20 protein-coding genes are annotated in these 20,036 nt (G+C 35.0%); 10 read left to right on the top strand and 10 right to left on the bottom strand.

The genetic code is table 11. The features are described 5' to 3' along the window. Positions 1–181: 181 nt before the first annotated feature. The 8 genes from MV052_RS07820 to MV052_RS07785 all read left to right on the top strand — a co-directional run bounded on the left by MV052_RS07820 (position 182) and on the right by MV052_RS07785 (position 8,361). Entirely contained in the window at positions 182–400 is a 219-nt protein-coding gene (locus tag MV052_RS07820) for a hypothetical protein (protein WP_297442797.1), read from the top strand. A 233-nt stretch (positions 401–633) separates the two neighbouring features. Beyond that, positions 634–1,215, top strand: a complete 582-nt coding sequence (locus tag MV052_RS07815; RefSeq protein ID WP_297442794.1) for a class I SAM-dependent methyltransferase — start codon at positions 634–636, stop codon at positions 1,213–1,215. Continuing rightward, on the top strand, positions 1,215–3,014 hold the full coding sequence (asnB, locus tag MV052_RS07810) for an asparagine synthase (glutamine-hydrolyzing) (protein WP_297442791.1): 1,800 nt from the start codon (positions 1,215–1,217) through the stop codon (positions 3,012–3,014). The genes MV052_RS07815 and asnB overlap by 1 nt, the downstream gene beginning before the upstream one ends. A gap of 8 nt (positions 3,015–3,022) precedes the next feature. Continuing rightward, positions 3,023–4,225: a dicarboxylate/amino acid:cation symporter gene (locus tag MV052_RS07805; protein ID WP_297442788.1), complete on the top strand. Its 1,203-nt coding sequence runs from the start codon at positions 3,023–3,025 to the stop codon at positions 4,223–4,225. Further along, positions 4,209–5,081: a DMT family transporter gene (locus tag MV052_RS07800; RefSeq protein ID WP_297442785.1), complete on the top strand. Its 873-nt coding sequence runs from the start codon at positions 4,209–4,211 to the stop codon at positions 5,079–5,081. Before MV052_RS07805 ends, MV052_RS07800 begins: the two co-directional genes overlap by 17 nt. An 84-nt stretch (positions 5,082–5,165) precedes the next feature. Then, the gene (locus MV052_RS07795) at positions 5,166–6,347 is read left to right on the top strand and encodes an FAD-dependent oxidoreductase (protein ID WP_297442782.1); all 1,182 of its coding nucleotides are present in this window, start codon (positions 5,166–5,168) and stop codon (positions 6,345–6,347) included. A gap of 146 nt (positions 6,348–6,493) precedes the next feature. Then, a complete protein-coding gene (locus MV052_RS07790) occupies positions 6,494–7,042 on the top strand; it encodes a PAS domain-containing protein (protein ID WP_297442780.1) in 549 nt (182 codons plus the stop codon). Continuing rightward, entirely contained in the window at positions 7,039–8,361 is a 1,323-nt protein-coding gene (locus MV052_RS07785; RefSeq protein WP_297442776.1) for a methyl-accepting chemotaxis protein, read from the top strand. Before MV052_RS07790 ends, MV052_RS07785 begins: the two co-directional genes overlap by 4 nt. 11 nt (positions 8,362–8,372) lie before the next feature. Here the strand turns inward: MV052_RS07785 and MV052_RS07780 are convergent, their stop codons facing one another. The 4 genes from MV052_RS07780 to MV052_RS07765 are packed head-to-tail and all read right to left on the bottom strand — an operon-like array spanning position 8,373 to position 12,008. Then, positions 8,373–9,419 (bottom strand): CNNM domain-containing protein, encoded by a 1,047-nt coding sequence (locus tag MV052_RS07780; RefSeq protein ID WP_297442772.1) that lies wholly within the window; start codon positions 9,417–9,419, stop codon positions 8,373–8,375. 15 nt (positions 9,420–9,434) lie between these two features. After that, entirely contained in the window at positions 9,435–10,763 is a 1,329-nt protein-coding gene (gene mgtE / locus MV052_RS07775) for a magnesium transporter (protein ID WP_297442769.1), read from the bottom strand. Positions 10,764–10,771: 8 nt separating this feature from the next. Next, positions 10,772–11,593 (bottom strand): efflux RND transporter periplasmic adaptor subunit, encoded by an 822-nt coding sequence (locus MV052_RS07770; RefSeq protein WP_297442766.1) that lies wholly within the window; start codon positions 11,591–11,593, stop codon positions 10,772–10,774. A 4-nt stretch (positions 11,594–11,597) separates the two neighbouring features. Then, positions 11,598–12,008 carry a cytochrome C gene (locus MV052_RS07765; RefSeq protein ID WP_297442764.1) on the bottom strand — a complete coding sequence of 137 codons (411 nt, stop codon included), beginning with the start codon at positions 12,006–12,008 and terminating at the stop codon, positions 11,598–11,600. A 204-nt stretch (positions 12,009–12,212) separates the two neighbouring features. On the opposite strand from MV052_RS07765, the gene MV052_RS07760 reads away from it, so the two are divergent. Beyond that, the gene (locus MV052_RS07760) at positions 12,213–12,920 is read left to right on the top strand and encodes a hypothetical protein (RefSeq protein WP_297442761.1); all 708 of its coding nucleotides are present in this window, start codon (positions 12,213–12,215) and stop codon (positions 12,918–12,920) included. On the opposite strand, the gene MV052_RS07755 is transcribed toward MV052_RS07760, so the two are convergent. Genes MV052_RS07755 through MV052_RS07745 form a run of 3 tightly spaced genes read right to left on the bottom strand, consistent with a single transcriptional unit; the run spans position 12,921 to position 17,059 of the window. Then, complete coding sequence (locus MV052_RS07755) at positions 12,921–13,664, bottom strand: DUF481 domain-containing protein (protein ID WP_297442758.1); 744 nt, start codon at positions 13,662–13,664, stop codon at positions 12,921–12,923. Positions 13,665–13,709: 45 nt separating this feature from the next. Then, entirely contained in the window at positions 13,710–15,482 is a 1,773-nt protein-coding gene (locus MV052_RS07750; RefSeq protein WP_297442755.1) for an efflux RND transporter permease subunit, read from the bottom strand. A gap of 2 nt (positions 15,483–15,484) precedes the next feature. Continuing rightward, on the bottom strand, positions 15,485–17,059 hold the full coding sequence (locus MV052_RS07745; RefSeq protein ID WP_297442753.1) for an efflux RND transporter permease subunit: 1,575 nt from the start codon (positions 17,057–17,059) through the stop codon (positions 15,485–15,487). 209 nt (positions 17,060–17,268) lie between these two features. Here MV052_RS07745 and MV052_RS07740 point away from each other — a divergent pair, with 209 nt between their 5' ends. Next, positions 17,269–17,826, top strand: coding sequence for a toxin-antitoxin system YwqK family antitoxin (locus tag MV052_RS07740; protein ID WP_297442750.1), 558 nt, complete (start codon positions 17,269–17,271; stop codon positions 17,824–17,826). On the opposite strand, the gene MV052_RS07735 is transcribed toward MV052_RS07740, so the two are convergent. From MV052_RS07735 to eno, 3 genes are read right to left on the bottom strand one after another with little or no spacing between them, the layout of a single operon-like run. Then, a complete protein-coding gene (locus MV052_RS07735) occupies positions 17,813–18,430 on the bottom strand; it encodes an AMIN domain-containing protein (RefSeq protein ID WP_297442747.1) in 618 nt (205 codons plus the stop codon). The two genes, MV052_RS07740 and MV052_RS07735, sit on opposite strands and share 14 nt — an antisense overlap. Before the next feature lie 44 nt (positions 18,431–18,474). After that, entirely contained in the window at positions 18,475–18,753 is a 279-nt protein-coding gene (locus tag MV052_RS07730; protein WP_297442745.1) for a hypothetical protein, read from the bottom strand. Positions 18,754–18,765: 12 nt separating this feature from the next. Beyond that, complete coding sequence (eno, locus tag MV052_RS07725; RefSeq protein ID WP_297442743.1) at positions 18,766–20,028, bottom strand: phosphopyruvate hydratase; 1,263 nt, start codon at positions 20,026–20,028, stop codon at positions 18,766–18,768. Positions 20,029–20,036 lie beyond the last annotated feature (8 nt).

Genomic DNA, 20,036 nt, shown 5'->3' with positions numbered 1-20,036 from the left:
TGAAGTTTACTATCAAGCTGATAATAATTTAGATGAAAAAGGAGTAAATCTGTTACCACTGGTATCATAGAGAGGTGAAATTAAAATATTTGATTTACTGGTCTTGATTTTGGGGTGCATTATAGTTGATATCAGTAACACATTTGTCCAACCTTTCTTTACATATACCACTCGTAGTGCGATGTCCATCAATCTCTTTACAGAAACAACATACGATTGGAAAGCAGCGGATAAGAACGCGTGGACAGTACCTCTTTTCGTTTCAGTCTCGCAGGTGAGTAAAATAGGGAATCAACTCATCTCTTATGCTGCAGGTGTAAAATATTATGCCAAAAGCCCTGATGGCGGTCCTACAAGATGGGGAACAAGAATCGTCACTACAATGATGTTTCCAAAATAAGTGTGACAAAAATATTTTAATTCCCCCGTACCCTTCTCCTAAGAAGCGTGTTTGCCGCTTGTATGGCACACAGCTCAAGTATTAATAACTGACCTTACGCACTAAGGAACTAAAGTTGCTTATTCGGGCTAATAAAACTTCGTATTTGGAGTTGCAAAAATTGAAAAGTGCGTAAGGTCAGATTTTAAAATAATATTTTTTATATATAATACGCTAATAAAATAAGGAGTTGTATGCCACGTATTGACAGTGAAAAATTTTATACTTCTGCTATTGAGATGCATGGTACATCTGCCAAAGGTGTAAACTGGGCTTCAAAAGGAAATCAACAACTCCGCTTTGATATGCTTTTACAACTTCTTCCTCAAGATTTATCTTCTTCTACTGTGGCTGATGCTGGGTGTGGTTTTGGTGATTTATATACCTTTATGACAAAAAAGAAAAGAACGCCTAAAAAATATATCGGTATTGACTCGCTTATAGATATGTATTCTATTGCCTCTGCACAAACTGGGTGTGAGATTATCCAAGCTGAGATATGTAAAGATGTAATTCCAAAAGCAGACTATTATGTTTGCAGTGGTGCCTTAAATATTTTAAGTGAGTTTGAGACACATCTTTTCATACAAAACTGCTATAAATCTTCAAAAAAAGCCTTTGTTTTTAATGCTCTTTTTGGTGAGCAGAGTAGCCAAATATACAACTATCTTACTAAAGAAAAAATAGATAAAATAGCCAAAGATTTAAAGGTAAAAGAAGTCACTTATCATCAAGGGTATTTAGAACATGACATCACCATAAGGTTTTTAAGATAATGTGTGCGATATTTGGAATTTTAGGCAGATACAACCCAAGAATAGCTAGAGATGCCCTTGCATCACTTGCACATAGAGGTCCTGATTATTGCGGAATTGTAGAGCATGAACAACTGTTCTTTGCCCATCAAAGACTCTCCATCCAAGACACACACCAAAGAAGTCATCAACCACTCAAACGCAGTAATATTCTACTCTCATTTAATGGTGAAATTTATAACTTTGAGGAGCTAAAAGCTGAACTAGATTTTGACTTTAGGACACAAAGTGACTCTGAAGTCATCATCGCTGCATATCTCAAATGGGGTGTTGATTTTGTGAAACATTTACGTGGTATGTTTGCTATCGCTTTACTTGATGGAGAGACACTCTATCTTTTTCGTGATAGACTAGGCAAAAAACCTCTTTTTTATCTTGAAGCTAGCTCTTTTATCTTTGCCTCAGAGATAAAAGCGCTCACACCATTTCTACACAAAAAAGAGATGAACAATGACGCACTTTTAAGCTATTTCTCCTTTTTAGCTCCCACTCCACCACATACCTTTTATAAGGGTATCAAAAAGTTAGCTGCAGGAGAATATCTCACATACAAAAACAATCAAGTTCAAGTGCAAAGCTATTTTGACTTGCTAGACAACAAACCAAACCTTATAACAAACAAAGATGAAGCTGTAAGCTTGTTAGAACAAGAGTTACAAACTTCTATCTCACTGCGTTTACAAGCAGATGTTCCTATGGCTTCACTTCTCTCAGGCGGTATCGACTCAGCAACACTCAACTACTATGCTAAACAACAAGGCTTAGATCTTGCAACATATACACTCGGATACAAGGAGTTTACAAAATATGATGAACGTCTAAACGCAGCAAATAGTGCCAAACTTCTTGGTATACAAAACAAACAAATAGAGATAGATGAAGCTGCGTTTATCGCTGCATGCCCAAAGGTTTTTGATACTTTAGATGAACCACTCAATGACCCTGCTGCCATTCCTTTATATCTTTTGTTTGAACAGATAAAAGAAGATGGCTATAAAGTTGTACTTAGTGGAGAAGGTGCGGATGAGCTCTTTTTAGGATATAGACAATATTTTGAATATCTAGACATTGAAGGTGCTGCAGATTTACAACATAAAAATTGGCTCAAAAAATATTTCCGTGCCAACTTCTCTATGAACCGAGAGTGGGAGTGGTATAAACGGGTATTTGATGAAACGCTACTCTTTCGTACTTCGGGAGATAAGTTTACTGATTTGCAAAAAAACCAACTCCTCAAACGCAATATCAAAGACAATGAAAGTTTACAATATCTCCAAAATTTCAGACAAAGATTTGAAAACTCACAACACACAGACCCAAGTATCTGGTACAGTTATATAGACCTCAACATCTTTCAAGCAGAACACTTTTTGACAAAACTTGACCGTGTAAGTATGGCACACTCTATCGAATCACGCACCCCATTTTTAGACCATAAGCTCGCCTCTTTAGTTTTTTGTATATCTCCAAAACTCCGATATGAAGATGGTGTAACAAAGTCGCTTCTCAAACAAATTATGACTAACAAACTTCCTAACGAGATACTAACACGTAAGAAAAAAGGCTTCTCAAATCCTTATATGGAGTACCTTGTAAGTTCAGGAAAGATTTCACTTATAGAAGAGGTAAACAAACAAACCGGAATGTTCCAAAAAGCTAAACTGAATGAGTACCTAGCCACAGCTTCAAGAGGGAGTTTTAAGCAGCATGTTTGGGGACTTTATGTATTATCCTACTGGATTAAAAAGAATTTGCTATAAGGACATACGTGATAAAAAAATATACGACTACAAATACTCTTGTTATTTTTGGCATACTGCTTGGCGCTGCGTTTGGATCCTTCTTTCCTGAACTCGCACTAGAGCAAAAAGTGATAGGCGTTGCCTTTGTTTACTTCTTAAAAATGCTTGTTGTTCCACTTGTTTTTGCTAGTATCTATGTCGCGATTTTAGGACTTGGCTCCATAGAACACCTCAAACGTATGGGACTCAGAACTATTGGTCTGTATCTTCTCACAACCGCTCTTGCAGTTGTAGCTGCCATTACTGCTATGAATATCTTTCATATTGGAGAACACGTTAGCACGGCAGGACTAGAGTACGCAAAAGCAACAACACTTGCTCCTTTTTCTTTTGAGGCTATGCTTTTGAGTTTCATTCCTACAAATATTTTCCATGCTTTAGCTGAGGGAAAAATGATGCAGATTATCATTTTTGCTATTCTTTTTGGTGTTGCCTCACTCTATCTTTCTCCAAAACAGCAAGAGCCACTGAGAAATCTTTTTAGCTCCATAAGTGAAGCTATGCTAAAAATGGCTGAATGGGTCATTCTCCTAACTCCAATAGGTGTCTTTTCACTTATCTCTTATGTTATTGCCGAGCAAGGTATTGATGTCGTTTTTGGGCTTTATAAATATCTTTTTCTTGTTATTGGCGTTATTTTATTTCATGGGCTTATTACTCTACCGAGTGTTTTAAGGTTTTTTACTAAGGTCAATCCTTATGCTTATCTCAGTGATATACGTGAAGTGCCTATTATGGCTTTTTCTACTGCCTCATCCGCAGCTACTTTGCCTGTTAGTATGCGGGTAGTAGAAGAAGTAGGCGGTGTAGATAAAAAAACTGCCTCTTTTGTTTTACCTTTAGGGGCAACTGTTTCTATGGATGGAACAGCCGCATATCTCAGTGTGGCAGTTCTCTACATCGCAAATCTTGCAGGAGTCACACTCAGCCTTGGTGATCAAATCTTGCTTGGTATCACTGTTGTTGCTCTCAGCGTTGGGGTGGCTGCACTACCGAGTGCTAGTCTTGTTATGATGGTGATTATCCTCAATCAACTTGGACTTCCAGTTGAGTATATGGCACTCATTGTCGCAGTTGATCGTATCCTTGATATGTGTCGCACATCTTTAAATGTAACCTCAGATCTCATTGTTACAAAAATTGTAGACGAATTTGAAAAAAAACGATAAATTTTATCAGTATCTCCTACTCTTAGCCATGGTGCTATGGGGTGGGGGATGGACTGCTCTTAAAATTCTCACCTACGACTTACCCATGGATGTCATAATCTTTTGGCGTTTTTTCTTTATGACACTCTCCTTTTTACCTATTATTTATTTTTTTAAAGAGCCTGTTATACTAAACGCAGCCTCACTCAAATACATCATGGGAAGTTCCTTCTTAAATATTTCATTTATGGTAAGTGCTTTTTTAGGTATTAAGTACGGGCTTGCTGGGGCTGGAAGTGTCATTATTACCACTTTTAGCCCAATTATGACCTTTATACTCGTTGCTATTTTTTTTAAAAGTAAGCTATCCACGGCTCAGTATTTTGGACTCATTTTAGGGCTTATTGGCGGATATATTTTACTGCAACTCAATGACTTTCATCTCTTTTTAAATAGCTCAAATATCTACTTTTTACTCTGTGCGCTTATCTGGGCTGGAGTAACGCTGCTCTCACAACACTCGCAAAAGCACATTCATCCTATTCATTACAGTTTTTTCATCTCTGTTATCGCTACAGTTGTGACTTTTTTTTACGCCTTTGATTCTAATTTGATGGCTGTTTTCTCACAAGGCTGGAAATTTTGGGTATCAATGATCTATCTTGCAGTACTGGGTCAAACACTCGCTACGACTATCTTTTTTGTAGCAAGCGGAAAACTAGGAAGTCAAAAGACAAGTTCGTTTATGTTTTTAGTGCCTTTTTTTGCCCTCTCTAGTGCTTGGCTTATTTTAGATGAACCTATCCAACTGCACATCATCTTCGGTGGTTTCATTAGTATGATTGCAGTATACTTTATAAACAAAAAAACAAATTGACGATAAAACTAAGCTCTTTAATATAGTTTTAACATCAATTCAAGTAATATTTCTTATAACTTAAGTAAATACCAGGGGATAAAAATGAAAAAAGTACTAATTTTGGGTGGTGGTTTTGCGGGCGTTGATGCAGCAAGTTATCTGAAAAAAATGAATTATGATGTTACCTTAGTAAGTGATAGGGAGTTTTTTTATATTTACCCCACTTCTATTTGGGTACCAACGCACGAGACTGCGTTTAAAAATGTATGTGTTGATTTGCATGAGCTGCAACGTGCACATGGTTTTAACCTTATCATCAACAAAGTAAAAAGTATCTCCAAAGCTGAGAACAAAGTGACACTTGAAGATGGTACAGTTCTGGATGATTATGACTACCTTGTCATTGGAATGGGTGCTGCTAAGATGAAAGCCCCAGGGATTGAGAACACGCTCTCTATTTGTGGTGCGCCACAAATGGCTTTAGATATTCGAGATGAACTTGACAAGCTCGTAGCCAAAGGCAGTGGTAAAATTGCAATGGGATTTGGTGGAAATCCAAAAGACACTTCTGCTGTTCGTGGCGGACCAGGGTTTGAGTTACTTTTCAATGTTCATAATATGCTCAAGAAAAAAGGTATTCGCGATAACTTCGAGCTAACTTTTTTTGCTCCAATGGCAGAACCTGGAAAAAGAATGGGTCCTCAAGCGCTTAAAATGATGGATATGATGTTTAAAAAACTGGGCATTAAACAACACTTTGGTAAAAAAATCAAACGCTTTGAAAAAGATGGTGTCGTTTTTGAAGATGACAGCAAACTTGATTCTGACTTTATTATGTTTATCCCCGCAGGTGATGGACATGAAGTGATTAAAAATTCTGACCTTCCAACAAATGAAGCAGGTTTTATCAAAACGGATGATTTTTCTTGTGTTTTAAATGAAGACGGAAGCCTCTCAAATATCTATGCAATTGGTGATGTTGCTTCACTAGAGGGCTATGACTGGAGAGCAAAACAGGGACATGTTGCAGAAGTTATGGCTAAAAATACAGCACACAACATCCAAGAGAGAGACAAGGGTGGCAGTGACTTCAAAGGCTATAACGAACACTTAAATATCCTTTGTGTCATGGATACGGGTGATGGAGCTGCGTTTGTATATAGAGATGAGAAACGTGCCTTTATGATTCCTATGCCGATTATTGGACACTGGTTGAAAAAAGGCTGGGGAAGCTACTGTCGTAACTCAAAACTTGGAAAAATACCTAGAATACCTGGAATGTAACACACAATAACACAGCACTTCTCCTGCTGTGTGAAATAGTAACTACAGTTTTCATTTACTGCTTTATTATCCCTTTACCCCCCCCCTATCTCAGTATTTGTTTTATATAATTTCATTAGAAAATTATTAAAAAAGGGAGTTAATATATGTCTAAAAGTAGTTTATCAAAATTAGATGCTCCAAAAAACATAACAAATCGTGAAAAAGTTCTTAATGCAGATGATTTTATAGTATCTAAAACAGACACAAAAGGGAAGATCATCTACTGTAATGAAATTTTTGCACAAATGTCAGGTTATCCACCTGCTGATTTGATAGGTGCAAATCATAATCTGATTCGCCATCCTGAAATGCCTCGTATTACCTACAAACTGCTTTGGGATATGGTACAAAAAAAAGATGAATTTTTTGGCTTTGTAAAAAATCTCTGTGCTGATGGGGGTTATTATTGGGTTTTAGCTTATATTACAGCAGACCTTGACACAAATGGAAATATTATCAGTTACACTTCTGTGCGTCGTAAAGCAAATGCATCTGCCATAGAACAAATACTACCCATCTATAAAAAACTTTTAGAAATTGAGAGAAGCGGAGGAGTAGAAGCTTCACATAAATTTCTTTATGATTTTTTAGAAGAACACAACTTAGGTTATAGAGAATTTGTCTTTAATCTTCAACTGGGAGCAAAAATATGATTTTTTTTGGAAGACAAAAAGAAAATGACGCAGAATTATTAACACAAATTAGTGATATTTTACACAAAACAAAAAATGGAGAGCTCTCGCATCGCATTGTTTTACATAAAAATGAAACACAACTTGAACATATAGCATGGGACATTAACAATACGCTCGATCAAATGGAAGTCATACTACGTGAAACACGTTACACTATCGAAGCGGTAAGTGATGGAAAAATGTACAGAAGTATGTTTCCTGAAGGACTCCATGGAGAGTATCAAGCGACCGCCAAAGAAATTCAAAAAGCAATATCTTCTATGAAGGCCAATGAGCGTTATAAGCTTATGGGCGTATTGACAACAGAATTTTCAAAACTCAATGGAGGAACAAAAACAAATTATGAGCTTATTAACTCAAATATAGACTCTGCGGCTGACTCTTTTGTAAATGCAGCAAATCTGACATCAAACGCAGCAGATGCTACACAAGAGACATCAACTGCAGTTGAAGCAACACGAAATGAAGTATCAAACCTAAGTGAACTCGTTTCTAACACTGTTGAAGCAATTGAACAGATGGATACAAATGTCACAGATATTACAACTGTTATCAACCTCATCAAAGATATTGCTGATCAAACAAATCTTTTAGCTCTAAACGCAGCTATAGAAGCAGCAAGAGCGGGAGAGCATGGTAGAGGATTTGCCGTTGTTGCTGATGAAGTACGTAAGCTTGCAGAAAGAACAGGTAAAGCAACTGGAGAGATTAGTATTACCATTCAAAATCTCCAACAACAATCAAGTGAAATTTCTGAAAATGCCAATAATATGAGTGATATTGCAATTCAAGCAAATAACACTATGGAAAATTTTGCACATATTATTGATGCCTTAAAAACTGATATTCAAACTGTCTCTACTGATTCTACAAAAAGTAGTTTTGCTCTTTTACTGGCAAAATATAAAGTTCACCATATAGTTTTAAAATCAAATGCTTACTCTGCTGTTGTCAATGGAACTGTTACAGAGGAGATTAAAAAAGATTATAAACATTGTGGATTTGGAAAGTGGTACTACACACAAGATAAAAAAGTATTAGGTTCTAATAAAACTTTTAAAACAATGGAAAAACATCATATCAATTTTCATAACCTCATCAATGAAAATCTCGACTGTGCGCTCAACGGTGGGTGCATGAATAAAGGTGGAAAAAAAGATGAAATAATCAATCGTTTTTCACAAGCAGAAAAAGAATCTTTTGCGCTCTTTTCGCTTATGGATCAACTTGTTGAAGAGGTTGGTACAACAATAGATATGCAGGAGATGCTTGGATAAAGCATCTCTTTTTAGTGCTTTGACTCTGTAAGTTTACGTTTGAGCTTCATCTTACGTTTTGCAAGCTCACGCATATCTTCCGTTGTGTCACTCTCATCCATAATTTCAACACCCAAAATTGTTTCAACACAATCCTCAAGAGTAATGATTCCTTCAGTTTGATCATAATTATCTCTCACTAAAAACATATGATCTTTTTTAGATATAAACATATCAAGCGCTTTACTTACTGGAACATTTTCATTAAGACTTACCATCTCTTTTTTAATGCTTGAGAGTGCAACTGTATCATCTTGAAGTGCTTGTTTAAAGATTTTTTTTGTAAGAACAAGTCCCGTCACTTCTTCAAAAGAGTCTTTGTATATTGGGATACGAGAAAACTTAAAAATAGCCGGCTGCGTTTGAATAACATCTTTAATACTCATCGTCTCATCCAAGGCAAACACAACGCTTCTTGGAGTCAAAATCTCACTTACTTTAATATTGTCAAGATTCAGAATATTTTCAATAACATCTGATTCTTTTTCATCAATGACACCCTCATCTTCACTCATCAACATACTCTCTAACAGCTCTTCTTTTGTAAGTGAATGTGAATCTGTTTTACCCATTGAAATCTTATTTGTTACCGCTAGAGTTGTTAAGATAATAGGATACGTCATCCAGATAAAAACTCTAATAAAGTACGCTGCCATGGGGGCTAACTGTTTCCAGTACATAGCACCTATGGTTTTAGGAATAATCTCAGATATAAAAAGGATAGCAAAAGTAAGAATAACTGAAACATAAACAACAGCATCATTTCCAAAAATTTTCGATGCTTGTGCTCCGACGGCCGCTGCACCTAAGGTGTTAGCAATAGTATTTAAAATAAGCACTGATGCAATTGATTTGTTAATGTTCTCTTTATGATGTCTGAGTAATTTTCCTACTGCTGGACGTTCTTTTTCTACAACTGCAACGTAAGACATGTTGATAGAAAGCAGAACTGATTCTAAAATAGAGCATAAAAATGAGACTCCAACTGACAATATAAAAAATATTATTAATAGTTCCAAGTTTTACAAATCCTCTTAAAGTAGTATATATTTAGCAAGAGCTAAAAAGCTAAAAAAGCCAACAACATCTGTAACAGTGGTTAAAATAACTGTACTTCCAATAGCCGGGTCAATATTTAAAATTTTGAGTCCTAAAGGAATGGCAGACCCAAAAAGCCCCGCCATTACAAGGTTTATCAACATACTTAAACCTATTACAAACCCTAGCAGTGGTATATCAAACCAAATCCAGGCTATGAAGCCTATCACGACAGCAAAAACAAACCCATTCAAAATTGAGATAAGTACCTCTTTTTTAATAATTCTAAAACCATCTTCATGTGATATCTCACCAAGGGCAAGCTGACGAACAACAACAGTCAAACTCTGTGTTCCTGCATTTCCACCCATTGATGCGACAATGGGCATCAAAATAGCAAGAGCAACCATAGAGTTAATTGTTTCTTCAAAGAGTCCAATAACAAAAGAAGCTACGATTGCAGTCAAGAGATTAAGCGCTAACCAGCTAGCACGTTTTTTGGTTGCCTTTAATACATCTTCATCATCTTCTGCTTCATCATCAACACCAGCAAGATTATACATTTGCTCAGTTGCATGTTCATTGATAATATCGTAAATATCATCAGAAGTTATACGCCCAACAAGTTCACCATTAGCATTGACAATAGGTAAAACTGATAAGTCATACTCTTTAAAATATTTAACAACATCTTTAATGTCATCTGTATCTACCGCAGTTATTGGTTCAAAATTTTCATTTGCGTTTTGAATATTTTCTCGAATGCTTTTCGTAAAGTCAAAAATAAGTAAATCATCAAGTCCAACAGTATAAAGTAGTTTATTGTGATTATCTACGATAAAAAGATTTTGAATATTTTCAAGTTCTCTCTCTTTTCTAAGACGAGCAAATCTTTTAATAACATCTTGAACTATTTCATCTTCATGTGCGGTAAAGACCTCAAGCTGCATAGCTGCACCAGCTTGATCTTCATCATAGTTTTGCAGCTGTGTAATCTCTTTTTTATCTGCTGCATCTAAGGTGTTAAAAACTTCCTCAGCGACATTTTCATCAACATCTTCCAACTCTTGCATAAACTCTAACTGGTCATCAGATTCAAGTTCTGTAACCGCACGAGAAAGGTCATCTACACTTAAATTTTCAACAACATCATCAAAATATCTATCTGGTAATGCGAGAGCAACATCCCCTACTATCTCTTTTGGGACAAGCTTAATTGCTTTTGCAAACTCTTTATCACTCAAGCCTTTGAGTAGATTGGCAATTTCAGCAGGATGGATATCTTTTTCGTTATTATTTTTAATATATTTTATAAACTCATTCATGAGTGGTATTATATCTTATTTGCCAACTCATCTGTTAAATCAATGTAAATTTTGGCATACATTCCTGGAAAAATCATATCACTTGTTTTCTCAAAGCTTACACGTATTTTAAAAGTGTGTGCCATTGGGTTAGCACTTGGAACTATCGCCTTAATAAAACCGGAAGCTTTATAGTCTAATGAGGGAATTGTAATTTTTACAACTTTGTTTCTACGAAGATATTTTAAATCAGACTCAGCAACCTCAGCCTCAATTTCTAGATGCTTCATATCTACAATAATCATCGTTAACATTCCCGGAGCAACCATATCCCCAACCTGAATTCTTCTCTCTACTATCACGCCATCATTTGGTGCTTTAATCTTTAGGTAACCCGCTATCGTTGCAAACTGTTTTGTTTTTTCACTTGCTTCAGTGACTAAGACTTTTGCTGCTTCAATGGAACCACTAATATCATCAATGTTTTCATTGAGATCTTCCATATTTTCACGAAAGTCCATCGCAGGCATCATTGATTTTTTTCGCTTTAAACGATGCTTGCGTTTTTTAAAAACATTGACTCTTGTTTTATACATATCAAGCATTAAGTTTGCTTGTTCTAGTGCTAGATTGGCCTGAGATTCTAAGATATCAAACTCAGCAGATTCAAGTTCAAAAAGAGTGTCTTCTCTCTCAACACTGTCTCCAACTTCAAAGTTTATCTTTTTCACATAGCCCATATAACGCGCAGGTATCATCTTTTTGTTATTGGAGATGACTGTCCCTGTCAGTATAAGCTCTTGAGCCACTAAACTCCCAAAGCTAAACAGGAGTAAAAATAAATACTTCATCTTCTTACCAGTTACGAATTTCTCTGTGACACTTCATACATTGCCCCATGATTTTCGTATAGGCTTGCGTCGCCTGAGTAGAGTCTCCAGCTTTAAATCTTTGCAAAATTGTTAATGCTTTTTGATTGATTTTCTTTACAATCTTATTTGACATTTGAATTTTCTCATTCATATACCTTGCCATAACATCTTTTTCATTTTGCTCTTCTATGGGAGGTTTTACTCTTACTACTGTATCTGAGAGCTGTTCCACACCGGCAGCTACTGTTTCATAATTATTGTAGAAAAAACCACTCTGAATGACACCCATGGCATTTGCCATAGCAGTCATATCTTTGATTCTATCCTCTTTAGTATACTGAGCAGCCTGAAGTAAACTTCCAAGAAGTACAACACTTACAATCACTTTTTTCATCATTTCCCCTTTATCTGTTTTGAACTATTATATCAGAAAAATATTTTTAGAAATAATTTTTTTTAATAATATATAAATAAATCTATAGAAGTGTACCCTATCAAAACACTCTAAGATATTATTAGAAAAATTTATCCATCATTCAGTTTTTCTTTAGCTTCAAAGAGTTATAGTTTTCTTAAGGCAAAACAAAAAGGGGAAAAAATGACAAAAAAATTACTAGTAAGTACAGTAGCAGCTCTTGCTCTAACGACAAGCTTATCTGCGGATTTTAGTTTTGGGGATATGTTTAAAGATATGAAAGATGGTATGACATCTATGAGCCATGATGCGAAAGACTCGTTCAAGTCTGGCGTTGATGGTGGTGTTGAAGTTTCTAAAAGTGGGGAGAGAACTGTTACTAATGTGAGTCATGATGCAAAAGATTCTGCTGTTAAAGTAAGTGATGACCTTAAAACGAGTGAAGTCGCGACTGTGAAGAGTGGTTCAGATACAACAACTGGGGTAAGTAGAGACTTACGCGATTCTACTGTTGAAATTGCAGAAGATTCAAAGGACACTATGTCTAATACAACAAGAGACTTTAAAGATAGCTCAACAATGGCTACAAAAGACTTTAAAGATTCAGCAGTGGCAGTTTCACATGATGTAAATGATGCAGCAAAAACTACATCAAACAATATGAACGACTCTACTAAAACTGTTTCTAATGACTTAAGAGATTCATCAAACACAGCAACAGCAAGTGCGAATGATTCGACTAAAACTATCTCTAATGATTTAAGAGACTCATCAAATACAGCAACAACAAATGCAAATGATTCTGCAAAATCAGTTTCTGATAATATTTCAGATGATGATTATAAAGAGTACTTAAAGTTAAAAGCGAAATATGAAGGGAAAAAACTTTAATTAGAACTCATACAAAAAACTCGTCTTTTGATGGGCATCAGTCCTTTTGATGCCTATTGCGGGCTTCGTGTCTTCATTGTAAGAAATAGTAAAATTTAAATACAATTTTTCATAAATACGAATTTTCAACTCAAATGCATTTTTCAAAACATAATCTGAAAAATCTGCATAGCTTGGCTGTATATAAACAAGATAAGTTAACTTTGTATTTTCACCTAACTCTTTTGAGTAAGAAATATATGCATTTAATCTATTGTTATGTTCAACAGGATCAATCTGCGTCGTATAACTCAGAAACTCATAAAATGTACCCAATCCAACATAAACTTTTCCATATTGAGACTTATTAATAAAGTATCGTAATCCTACTCCAGCAAGATACCTATCTTTCACATTCGTAAATTCGTTTGTCTGAGATTGTAAAAAACTTTCCCAATTTAACTCTTCTACATATGTTGTATGGATATAACGTAAGTGAGTAAAACTATTGTTTGTATTTACAATACCTGATGATTTTCCATAGTTAAACGCAACTTCTGTCCACATTACATAAGAGCTATTATTATCATACTGTACTTTTGCACTCGCAGAATAGTTGTCTGTACGTGCATTCCCCCTCTGTGTCTCAAAGGAACCTTTCAGTGCACCACTTACCCCTGGCTTTTCTCCAATATTTATGGGTGCGATAGAAACAACAGCATAAAGATTAACTATGCTTACAAAAATAAGGATAAGATATTTCACAGACAGACTCTCTATTTTGTTTTTGAAATATTATCATCTTTTTCTTTATGCATCATTATATGTCTCAGGCGCTATCTCTTGCAGATCAATATCGCTTAATCTTACTCCCTTTCCTTTTTGACACTCTATCTCACTCTCACTCGGACAGATAGCAACGGTTTTAGCCATCAAGACCGGAATATAAAAAAGTGAAACAAGTGTTGAAGCCATACTACCAAATATAAGAGCAACCCCCAATCCACCAAAAATAGGATCTGTTGCCAACAAAAGTGAACCCAAAATAATTGCAACAGCCGTCAACAATATTGGCTTAGCTCTTGTTGCCGTAGCAACAGCAATGGCCTTGTTTTTTTCTATACCTGTTTCTATAAGTGACTTTGTAAAATCTATAAGTAAAAGTGAACTTCTCGCACTAATTCCCATAAGTGAGATAAACCCAATGAGCGATGTAGCGGTGAGATAAAAATGCATATCTATAAAAAAGAGTGATATCATATCTGTTACAAAGTGTCCAATAATAACCCCAATAATAGATAAAAAACTTCCAACAAGGACAATGCCACTCAAAGCAAAAGATTTGTAATAAACAACCATAAGTAAAAACATCAACACTAAAGCCGATATAAATGCACCACCTAAATCCCTAAAAGTATCTAGTGAAACCTTCATCTCTCCATCCCATCTTGCAAGGACTTTTTCACCTGTTTTTTTGTCAACGAGAGCTAAGTCAAACATATAAGTACTCATCCCCGTAAGGCGTGTAATATTGAAATCTTTTGAGAGTTTTTTTATCATAATCTCTCTTGCATCCATAAGAGGATAGACTTGAGACACCAAATCACACTCAGCAGTTACCGAAGCTACATAGTGCATATTTTTTTTGTATATTGTTGGATCTGAAAGCCTTGGAAGGATGGAGACAACTTCTTTCATAGGTATCATCACGCCCATTGAATTTAAAAGTTTAAGACGAGAAAGCTTTAGCTCTAACTCATTTTGACTTGGATGATTGAGTGTACGTGTTTTTTTATCAAGAGAGACATAGATAGGTATCTGATCTTGTTGTTGCGTAGAATTCTTTGTAGCCACAACATTGCCTTTAAATGCCATATACAAGATATTACTCACTTGGTCTACTTTGAGGTGCGAATTTATGATTTTTTCTACATTTGGTAATATTTCATACTTAATATATATGTCATCTTGCATAATATCAATATCCACTAAACCTTCTGTTTCCTCAAAAGACTCTGCAACTACCTTAGAGGTCTCACGTAAAAGTTGCCTATCTTTACCAAATAGATTGACTTGTATAGTTGCAAATGTTGGAGGGCCAGAGGGCATCTCTACAAATTTTATAGTTGTTCCATTGTAGAGTTCTTCACATTCATCTTTTACGATGGGACGGAGTCTGTGAACCATTAAAAATGACGGTTCATCCCTATCATGCTTATCTGTAAGATTTACTACTATTTCTGCTTGATTTTTGAGTGACTTAAAAGCACTTCCCTTAACCAAACCTGCATAATCAAGTGGAGCACCTTGAGCAATAAACATCTCCATATTTTTAATACTTTCTTCATTTTTTAGAATATTTGAAACACATTCTACAACCGTTTTTGTCTCTTGCACAGTAGAGTTACTTGCAGTATCTACATAAATACTAAAAGTATTTGCACTTTTTCCAGGTAACATTTTGGCTAAAACTATTTTTGTAGGAATCATGCCAACAGCAATAATAAGAAATATTAAAACAATAAAACCAATTTTTCTTTGATTTTTTTTTGAACTTACAATTTTATATACGAGCTCTTCCATGTTTAATGCTTTCCTTTACTGCGTTTGATAAACTTCTTTGCTAAATATGGAGCAAATACATAGGCGACAAAAAGCGATACAGCAAGTGCTACAGGTACGTTTAAAGGGATAGGAAGCATAAACTGTCCCATCATTCCACCGACAAAAGCCATAGGAATCATAGTAAGCATAATTGCAATCGTAGCTATATTTGTTGAGGGACCTATCTCGTCTGTTGCTTCGATTATTATCTGATCAAAGCTTTGATTTTGTGTCTCTTTTAAATGCATCCGCCTATGTATATTTTCTATCACAATAATTGCATCATCAACAATTAATCCAAGAGAGAGCAAAAAGGCAAAAAGTGTAATCCTATTGATCGTTTGATCAGTCATATATGCTATGAAAAGAGTAGCTGCTAAGATCATTGGAACAGCAATCGTCACAACTAAAGATTCCCGCCAACCTAAGAAGGGAATAAGAATAAGCGATATTATTGCTATTGTTAAGACCAAATGATGCACAAGTTCATTTACTGCTTCATTTGCTCTTTCTCCGTAGTTTCGTGTAACTATATACCCTAACCCATTTTTTTGAAGTTCATCCTCATACTCTTTTATAGTATCAAGTGCTTGTTCAGCTAGCTCTACCGCATTACTTCCTTTAAGCTTGGAAATCGTCATGGTTACCTGATCTTTATTTTCGCTAAAAGGCTCTCCATCTGCCTTGTATGTCACCAATGCCTCTTGATAATTTTGTATATCATAATAGTATTCTACTTTAGCAATATTTTTGAGATAAATTAAAGAACCCATATATTTTGCTATCACAAGATTTTGCAAATCTTCTATGGAATTAATAGCATTCTTCACACCAAACACCATCAATCTATTATCTTGAGCGGGTAAGTCTACATCTGGGGAATTTTTCGCTATAGCCTGGATTGACTGTACAATTTGCCCAATTGATATATGGTAAGCTGAAAGCTTATCTAAATCAAGTAGTACATTAAACTGCGGTCTCTTAGCACCTTTGAGTGTTGTTTTAGATATATCTTGAATTGCATTTATATCTTGTTGAATATCTTTAATTTGCTTATATAATTTAATATGGTCAATCCCTAACTCTTTTTTCTTATAAAATGCAACTGTAACTATTGGCACATCAATGTCAATATCAAAAGGTTTCACAAGAGGATGCATAGCTCCACCCGGGAGTGAGTCCATATTTTGCATGACCTTGTCATATAATTTAAGATTGGAACTTTCTCTATCTTCCCCTATTTTATACTGTATATTCAACACTCCTACATTATGCATCGCAGTAGAATATACATCTTTTATACCTTTTATCTCACTAATTTTTCTCTCAAGTGGCTTTAACACTGCATTATCAATTTCATCAGGAGAAGCTCCAGGCATAGGGACTATGATAGAACCCCCACTTACAGCAATTTGCGGGTCTTCCTCTCTTGGCATTACTTCAAGCGAAATATAACCAAGGGCAAGGATAGCAAAAGCTAAAATAGGTGTAAGCGGGTTTTTTAAAAAAGCTCTTGACAAATAACCTGCTATATTATGGGTTTTTATATTTTGCATCTTAATACTCACTTCAATACGAATAAGTTTATTTTATATCATAAGCAATTAAGCCTACGTTGATTTTATCAAAAATTCAAATAACTTAGCTTTTCTTTACAATACTACACAAAAATATGATAAATAATAAAAATTAATACTTTTATTGGCTTATTCTATTAAATAAATTGCTATGCTTGTAAAAGATAAAAACGAAAAAAAGGATAACTATGAAATATACTTTACTCATTTTAGTTGTAATCTCTCTTCTTGGTATAACATTAAATGCAAAAAATGTTGAAGCTGATTTGCTTAGAAAAGATGCCGGAATAACTTATGAAAAATCATCCAATGAACCATTTACAGGAAATGCATATACTTTTTTTAAAAATGGGAAAACAAAAAAAATCGTTCCTTATTATCAAGGTCAAATTGATGGGCGTTTAACAGAATGGAGGATAAACGGAGAAATAAAAACAGTTGCTTATTTTCGCAAAGGCAAACAAGATGGTGAATATATCGCAAGATATAAAAATGGGAAAAAAGCAATCGTAGCCTATTTTAGAGAAGGCAAACAAGATGGTGAAGTCTTGACGTGGTACCCTAATGGAAGAAAAAAATCATCAGCTTATTATAAAAATGATGTCCAAGATGGTGAAGCAAAAACTTGGTACGATAATGGACAATTAAAAACAAAAGCCTACTATATCAATGGCAAAAAAGATGGAAATTATCAAAGATGGGAAAGGAACGGTACGCTATCACAAGAGAGTACTATATCAAACTGATAATATAAGCTTCTTTACTCTTATCGATTTCATAGCGATAAGAGCCATCTAACTCAATAACTACCCTATAGTAGCCTTTATGTGTACCCACATTGATTTTAGTAAAACCCTCAACTTGAGATATCTTTTTTGTATAACTACCTATGTCAGTATCACGTTTAAAATCACATACAATTCTATGAGGTTTGACAAGCAAAAAATTTCTAATCAGTTTATCTTTTGTAAGAATTTTCATCTTATTTTCACCCACATAGAATGATATAAACTTTAATGAAGCAACTTTTTTTATCTTTTTTTCTCTTGGTTTTTCATTTATTTCATAATTTTGAGAAATAAATAAAGGAAGATGCCAATCTATACTATTTCCAAGTTCAATGCTCTTTTGAGAGATGCTTCCATTTAAATTTTTGTATTTCACTGTAACAGTTTCTATAACTCTTGCAGTTGATGGTAGTTTCATAGTTGCACGTTTGAGTTGTGGTTCTTTAGTAAACTGATTTGTTGTTAGAGGAAGGTCTGATTCTGAATCAATGGGGAAAAAAGGATTTTCACGTGCTAGTAAAAAAAGAGAGAATGAAAATAAAAGGAAAGTGATTTTTATCATAAATAATACCTAATTTTTACAAACATTATAGCAAATTTATGAACTTATTGTGCAGAAATCTCTTTGAGCTCAAAATACTCTCTTTGCAATTCTGCATTTTGAGTTTTGAGCTGAACTATTTCATCTTGTAGATAATCTTCATAATCTTGTAATCCAAAGAGTACTTCAATTGAGTTTGAGCCATATAATAATATACCGACATAAATACCCAAGAGAACTATAATAAAAAAAAGGACAAAAAACTTTGCTAAAGAGAGTCCAAGATACTTCTGTGTAACACTTTGCGAAGTATCTATCTCTTCAAAGAATTCATTTTTATCCATAATTTTTTTTACCTAGAACAGTGATGAACCTAAGTACTCACTATACACAACTTCATTTTCTATTTCTAAAAGACGATTATATTTGGCAGTTCTTTCACCACGTGCTGTTGAACCAGTTTTAATCTGACCACAGTTAAGTGCAACAGCAAAATCTGCGATAAAAGCATCTTCACTCTCACCTGAACGATGACTCATAACACAGTTGTATCCATTTCTTTGTGCTAGACGAACTGTAAGCATTGTTTCACTTACTGAACCAATTTGATTTGGTTTAATAAGAATTGCATTTGCAATTTTTTTCTCAATTCCCTCAGCTAAAATATTTGCATTTGTAACAAAAAGATCATCACCGACAATTTGAATTTTATCGCCAAGTTTCTCTGTCATTAGTTTAAAGCCATCCCAATCATCTTCTGCTAATCCATCTTCAATAGAGACGATTGGATATTTAGAACATAAATCTTCATAATATGCTACAAGCTCTTCACTTGTCAATGTACGGTTTTCAGACTCTAGTCTATAACCACCATCAACAATAATTTCACTTGCAGCAACATCTAAAGCTATTGCTATATCTTTACCAGCTTTATAGCCAGCTGCTTCAATTGCTTCCATGATTACTTGAATAGGCTCTTCGTTTGAACTTAAATTTGGCGCAAATCCACCTTCATCACCTAATGCAGTTGAGTGACCTTTAGCTTTTAAAATCGCTTTTAAATTATGATATACTTCAGATGACGCTCTTAGAGACTCAGCAAAATCAGCAAAACCAATTGGCATAATCATGTATTCTTGAAAATCAACCGAATTATCAGCATGACTTCCACCATTGATGATGTTAAGCATAGGTGTAGGAGTAACCATTGCATTTGCTCCACCTAAATAACGATAAAGCGGGATATTCAGACTTTGAGCTGCTGCGCGAGCAATGGCCATAGAAACACCAAGAACAGCATTAGCTCCAAGGTTACCATAGTTTTCAGTTCCATCAAGCTCTTTCATCGTAGCATCCACTACAGCCTGATTAAACGGGCTCATACCAATAAGAACATCTGAAATTTTACTGTTAACATTTTCAACTGCTTGTAAGACGCCCTTACCCATATATCTATCGCCACCATCACGTAACTCTAATGCTTCACGTTTACCCGTACTCGCACCTGAGGGTACTATTGCACTTGCAGTTGTTCCATCACTTAATCTTACTGTCGCTTTTACCGTAGGGTTTCCACGAGAATCCATTACTTCAATCGCACTTACATCATCTATAAACATATACTTAC

This window comes from Sulfurimonas sp. (assembly GCF_026988655.1).
Lineage (GTDB): Bacteria > Campylobacterota > Campylobacteria > Campylobacterales > Sulfurimonadaceae > Sulfurimonas.
The sequence above is the reverse complement of the archived record's forward strand: the minus strand, read 5'-3'. Positions and strand labels throughout refer to the sequence as shown.